Here is a 5,115-nt window from a genome sequence, read left to right as displayed (position 1 = left end):
TGTAACGTTTAATACACGTATTGTAAAATATTTTGACATACGTTAATTTAAATATTAGGTACAGGAACATTTAATAAAAACTCAGTACTAAAGTACCCTTTAAACGTTTCACCCTAAGAACGTTTCTCAAGCAAACTGAAGTTCATCTTTTGTTTCTGTACCTTATTAGATAAAAATAACACAATAAATAATCGGAATATGATAATTGAAATTGGATTTTTAAATCTTTTCTCTTTTCTTAAATATTAACAATCTCTTGATAATCTGTTTAAAGTAAGGAAATACAGGATAGAAAATGGCTATTAATAAAGAAAATACAGTTAAGCTAGATACCTTAAGTTATTTTATAAGTAATTAAGCGTTAGTTTGAATTAGTAGGGCGATTATATGTGTTTTAACCTCAAGTGTATATGTTTAAGGTTAAAGGATTTGTGAGTAGTATAAAAGTAGCGGAAGTCTGGAAGAAACGGATATAATCGGTTTCTTCCAGACTTTTTTGCTTTTTGTAATATAAAAAATTTATTTTTCCTACATGAGGAATTTTTTGTTTTAATATTTGAATTTTTTGTGAAATTAAATGGAGTTTTTATTCTTCTTTTAATACATAATGTTACAAAATTGCTTAATTGTATTTACTTTATTTTTATAGGAGATTAAAAATAATAATAAATGTACCAATTTATGAGAGATATTAACATATTAATTGACGATTTGTTCGTTTATCCCTATATTGCTATTATATTAGCGAAAGCAATATATTGGGGGGACAAAAATGAAATTGAAATTAACATCTAAATTGGAAAGATTAAGAACAAGTAAAAAGGGGATTGGTGCTTGTGTTTTGGCTGCAGGCATGACAGCAATCACAATGACTCCTCAAAGTGCGTATGCACACGGGTTTGTTGAAAAGCCGAGTAGTCGTGCTGCTTTATGTAGTCAGAATTATGGGGCATTAAATTTAAATTGTGGAAATGTAATGTACGAACCTCAAAGTCTAGAAGCACCTAAAGGATTTCCAGATAGTGGACCGATTGATGGGAAAATTGCTTCGGCAGGAGGATTGTTTGGAGGTATTCTTGACCAACAAACATCAAATCGTTGGTTCAAAAACACAATTAAAGGTGGAGTAAATACATTTACATGGAAATATACAGCTGCACATTCTACAAGTAAATGGCATTATTACATTACAAAAAAGGGATGGGACCCTAACAAACCATTAACACGTGCTGAATTAGAACCAATCGGAACTGTGAAACATGACGGTTCGGCTGCATCAAATAATTTAACACATACAATTAATGTGCCAACTGATCGTAATGGTTATCATGTTATTTTAGCTGTATGGGATGTAGCAGATACGTCAAATGCCTTTTATAATGTAATTGATGTAAATTTAGTAAATAATGAAACACCTGATACAGTAGCTCCAAGTCAACCAACTGAATTAAATGCCTCTAAAGTTTCTGCCAATAGTGTTGAAATAACATGGAAGGCCTCTACTGATAATATAGGTGTAAAAGAATATCAAGTGTTACGTAATGGAGAAGTAATTGATACGGTACCAGGTACAACTTTTATTGATAAAAAGTTAAAAGCAGATACGGAATATACCTATACAATAAAGGCATTAGACTCTGCTGGAAACATATCAAAAGAAAGTGAAAAACTAAAGGTTAAGACAACACATGCAATCCCAGATAAAGAGGCTCCGACTCAACCAAAAGGATTACATAGTATGGGTACAACAGCGACAACTGTTGATTTGATGTGGAGTCCGTCGGAAGATAATGTAGGTGTTGACCATTATATTGTATATAGAGAAAGCGCTGGGGTTATGAATAAAATTGGGACAGCAGCTAATACATCCTTTATAGATAAAGGTTTGAAGGCTAATACATCGTATAAATATGTAGTGACAGCGGTTGATTTAGCTGGAAATGAATCTAGTAGAAGTGATGTTTTGAATGTAACTACTAAGTTAGAGGATTCCACATATGAAAAATGGGATGCAAGAAAAGTATATACTAAAGGTGATAGAGTAGTACATGAGGGAAAAGTGTATGAAGCCGTTCAAGATCATCAAGGAAATGGCGATTCAAATTGGATTTTTGCCTTATCGCTTTGGAAGCCAGTTTTGAATAAATGATAAGCTGAAAAAGGTAGTTAACAATTTTGGATTGCTCTTTAAAAATTAAGGGCTGTTTCAAATATAATTATCTAATGGATTAAATAATATGTTAATAAAGTGAAATTTTAATCAGTGAAGGTTTTGTTCATCCCCCACTGATTATCATCCCTCACCAATCGGGCTTTTACGGGCGCCCATTAATGCGGGATAAAATTTAAACGCCATCCTAATGTTTACGAAATGAAATTAAAAAAGAATCCCAATGGAATTCCATAGGGATTCTTTTTTTCTAATTTGTAATAGCGTATATTTTCACTGTGAATTTTCTAGAGGCACCAATTGGACTTGCAATATAATATTTAGTATTTGTGTAAGCTTCAGTCCTAGATTCATGTGAAATATTTTTCCAACGAGTAGAATCTATTCCTAGGGAAACATCAATCATTACATTGAAAGAAATAGTAGAAGGATAATCTTTTTCTGAAGGCTCAATAACCCATTTTAATTCTTTGGTACCTACAGGTAAACTATCAATTTTAAAGTTTTGGCTGGATCGATTTTGTTGCCCTGATAAAGGACTAGATTCAGATGATATTTGTGAAATTAATATTTCTTTTTCATTTGAATGTATACCATTTAATTTAATGATACTATCAATTAAACCTGGACCGGGAAAATCAGCTGCGATGATACCAGAATGTTTAATTGCGCCTTGTTGTAAGAGTTCGGTCCCAAGTGTATTCATCCCCCCATAGTATACTTGTCCGTTTCTATCGCGAGGGAAATCACTCCACGCATTAGTGGAATTCGTTTGAATTAATTTAGGACTACTGTCAGTATTTCTACTCTCTTTTCCGCTTGCAACAAACCAAGGATATACATTATTTAAAAATGCGGCTGCGCCCCCCGTACCACTAAAATGGTTGAGATAAATTTTTCCAGTATTAAAATTAGTATTTGTATTTTGTAGATGGTTTTTTATCGCAATCCATTTTGTATATATTTCGTCTGGTCCGCTTCCAATTTCAAATTTATCTTGTATATTCAAACCTTCGTAATCAATCCCGTACAATTGAGTGGATGTAAAGTTTTGTAAGATTGCAATTTTCCCGCGGGTATCTCCTAAAGTAGGGTTATTTCTATCTGAAGTTGGTACGGAATTAGGATCCCAAAAATATGAAGCATTAACGTTTTTATATTTTAAAAATATCTCCTCAAATGATAGAGATCCACTTTCAGGAGTAGTTTCTTCTTTTAAGCGCATTAATATTGTTTCTGTTGGATGATCTTTTAAAAATTGAATGGTCTCTTTTAATACATCTTCAAACACAGCTTTTTGATTTACAACGCCATGATACATTGCAAAAGAATCTTTTACACGTTTAACACGCATATCTACATATCGAATTCCGGAATTTAATTGTTGGGATAAACTCATAGTTTGATTTCTTGTCAAATTTTCATCAAGAAAACTCGCTCCATGTAAAGCCATTGTACCGTGAGTCCCTGGAATAGATATTTCACTTATTTTTGTTGAATCTTCTATTTTCGACATCCACGATGGATTTTGATATCCTATATTGGATTCATAGGAGTAACCTGGATGACTATCAGCTAAAATAGTAGATGGTGTACTTAAACTTGCTAGTGTAATACAAGTAAGGATGCTAATTTTAAAGAAATTTCTCATTTTTATTTTGTTCATTTTTTCTCTCCTGACCTTTAAACAATTGTTAGATGATTTTTTACTATATTTATTGTTTTTCATTCTTAAGATAATAAATTTTTGTATTTAAAAATAATTAACAGTAGGGGGAGTAAGTTATTTGAGACTTTAATAATTTTTTATTATAAATTGTCCCTAATAGCCAAACAGATTCTTGAAAACTCGAAGTATAGCCTCCAAAAAACCACTGTTTATCGTATTGAATACAAACAAAACAGAAGTCCTAAAAAAGACTTCTATTTTGTGACATATAATGAATGATGAGGTGGTAAACAAATCAAGATAATGTGATTGAGTGATAAAAATTTATTAATAGCTGTTTTAGAATCTCTTATAACAAGGCTGATTACAAAAAGCGGATCTCTACACTGCTAATAAAAATTGAAAAATTCTACTCATTAAAACTTAGACTAACTACAGTTGCAATTGATTGGGCTGCATGTTCCCAGCTTCCATCTATAACTTTACCAATCTGCTGACCAAGTGCATTTAAATCATTTGGATTAACTGGAATTCCATTATACGCAGCAAGAATTGATAAAAGTGGAGCAGCAAATGGTGTCCAACCACCTCTATCAATATTAAATACAGGTTTATCTAGTACCTTTCCATCTTGTACTGTAAACTCATAATAAAATTGATCATCTGGACGAAAACTTAAATGATGAGAGATTTGCCCCTTAACATATTTTTTTCCTGCACCTAGATTTACTACTTCTATTTCTTTTACATTAAATTCATGTTCAAATACTTTAATTTTTTTGACTTCTGGACCATTTAAGGCAGCTTGAACGGCTGTTTCCAAATTGTTTTGTGCAAAAGGTTGAATGCTCAATTGTGCCTCTTTTTGTTGAATAGGAGCCTCCTTTTCTGCAGCAAACACCGAGGTAGTAGGTAGTGCACCTGTAGCTAACGTAGCTGCAAGTGCTGTTGTCATAATGATTTTTCGTTTCATCTTCATAGTTTTCCTTCCTCTCTTAAAGTTATGATATATAATTTTTTAAGATTGACACGGTACAATTTTTTCATAATGCACGCAAAAAACTAGTTTAAGAACTATGTGAAAAAACGTGTCGGAAAATTAAAATTAATTATATATGTATTTTAAATGATATCTATCTACACATGTTTTTTCAATTTTTAGACAAATGGAACGATAATTACTGCATAAGAGTCAATTTAGCACTTTATTTATCTATACATTTCCTATAAACACATTTAGTTCATAGTAAAAGTAATATATTTGATACTAAATGTC

General features: G+C 31.8%; 3 protein-coding genes. 1 reads left to right on the top strand and 2 read right to left on the bottom strand.

The window, feature by feature from the left end:
* Positions 1-772 precede the first annotated feature (772 nt).
* A complete protein-coding gene (locus ACO6VI_RS32615) occupies positions 773-2,149 on the top strand; it encodes a lytic polysaccharide monooxygenase (RefSeq protein WP_161520215.1) in 1,377 nt (458 codons plus the stop codon).
* A 271-nt stretch (positions 2,150-2,420) separates the two neighbouring features.
* Here ACO6VI_RS32615 and ACO6VI_RS32610 read toward each other — a convergent pair whose 3' ends face one another.
* Complete coding sequence (locus tag ACO6VI_RS32610) at positions 2,421-3,836, bottom strand: phosphatidylinositol-specific phospholipase C (protein ID WP_161520216.1); 1,416 nt, start codon at positions 3,834-3,836, stop codon at positions 2,421-2,423.
* Between the two features lie 412 nt (positions 3,837-4,248).
* Positions 4,249-4,818 carry a hypothetical protein gene (locus ACO6VI_RS32605; RefSeq protein WP_063548236.1) on the bottom strand — a complete coding sequence of 190 codons (570 nt, stop codon included), beginning with the start codon at positions 4,816-4,818 and terminating at the stop codon, positions 4,249-4,251.
* Positions 4,819-5,115 lie beyond the last annotated feature (297 nt).

Source organism: Bacillus sp. PSXD-155, from assembly GCF_049310765.1.
GTDB lineage: Bacteria > Bacillota > Bacilli > Bacillales > Bacillaceae_G > Bacillus_A > Bacillus_A cereus.
The sequence above is the reverse complement of the archived record's forward strand: the minus strand, read 5'-3'. Positions and strand labels throughout refer to the sequence as shown.

What these genes read in the sequence shown, in the direction of transcription:
- ACO6VI_RS32615 (WP_161520215.1), top strand. Translation starts at nt 773, where the DNA reads ATGAAATTGAAATTAACATCTAAATTGGAAAGATTAAGAACAAGTAAA.
- ACO6VI_RS32610 (WP_161520216.1), bottom strand. Translation starts at nt 3,836, where the DNA reads ATGAACAAAATAAAAATGAGAAATTTCTTTAAAATTAGCATCCTTACT.
- ACO6VI_RS32605 (WP_063548236.1), bottom strand. Translation starts at nt 4,818, where the DNA reads ATGAAGATGAAACGAAAAATCATTATGACAACAGCACTTGCAGCTACG.